Consider the following 1,160-nt stretch of genomic DNA (forward strand, 5'->3'; position numbering starts at 1 on the left):
CTAAGGCAATGCTGATTAAGGTCCACCGGTGTTGCCTCTCAAACGTTATCCGCCCATGAAGCAGCAGACCCTGGCCATGGCCGCAGATCAAGACAGCGGATTCGAGCAACCGCGCAAGCCCACCCGACGGGAAGAGTTCTTGCAAACCATGGATGCCATCGTGCCATGGGCTGCCCTCTGCCAGGTGATAGAGCCGCACTATCCCAAGGCAGGCAATGGCCGTCCGCCCATTGGGTTGGAGCGCATGCTGCGCATCCATTTCCTGCAGCACTGGTTCAACCTAGCAGATCTGGCGTGCGAGGAGGCCCTGTATGACAGCGCCAGTCTGCGCCGCTTTGTGGGCATTGACTTGGGCCGCGAACGCGTGCCCGACGCCACCACGGTGCTGAAGTTTCGAAAGCTGCTGGGCGAGCACAAACTGGGCGAAGCCTTGTTTGCCAAGGTTGGCCAGCAACTGCAGGAACGAGGGTTCAAGGTGAACACGGGCACCATCGTGGATGCCACCATCATCGCAGCGCCCAGTTCTACCAAGAACGCGGACAAGGCGCGCGACCCCGACATGCACCAGACACGCAAAGGCCAGCAATGGTATTTCGGCATGAAGCTGCACATTGGCGTGGACAGCCAAAGCGGGCTGGCGCACAGCGCCGTGGTGACGGCGGCCAACGTGCACGACAAACACCCTTTGCCCAATCTGCTGCATGGCAACGAACAGCGCGTGTACGGCGACTCGGCCTACGCCAGCCAGAAAGCGCTGATCCGGGGCAAGGCACCCCAAGCCAAAGATTTCACCAACCAGCGCACACGCAGGTGCGGGGTGGTCGATGAGACGCAGCGGGCCAAGAACCGCAACAAGTCCCGCATCCGCGCTCGCGTAGAGCATGTATTCGGGGTGGTCAAACGGTTGTGGGGCTTTGGCAAGGTGCGCTATCGCGGACTTCACAAGAACGCCACGCGTGCGTTCACGGCCTTGGCGCTGGCCAACATCTACCTTGCCCGAGGGCGCTTGCTGGGACAGGTGCGCCCGTAGGGGGCTTGAAAGGGGCGAAAGGCCCCCAAAACGGGCTCTCTGGGGCAAAGTACAGCATCTTTGCGGGCCATTTGGCATTCAAATGGTATGTGCGATGGATATGACGCTACTTGATCAGCGTTGCCCTAAG

General features: G+C 60.7%; 1 protein-coding gene. It reads left to right on the forward strand.

From position 1 onward, the window contains the following. Nucleotides 1-55 precede the first annotated feature (55 nt). Entirely contained in the window at nt 56-1,030 is a 975-nt protein-coding gene (locus tag BLW02_RS19430; RefSeq protein WP_092701789.1) for an IS5 family transposase, read from the forward strand. Nucleotides 1,031-1,160: the final 130 nt, after the last annotated feature.

Origin of the sequence: Acidovorax soli, from assembly GCF_900107605.1 — a bacterium.
GTDB classification, from domain to species: domain Bacteria; phylum Pseudomonadota; class Gammaproteobacteria; order Burkholderiales; family Burkholderiaceae_C; genus Acidovorax; species Acidovorax soli.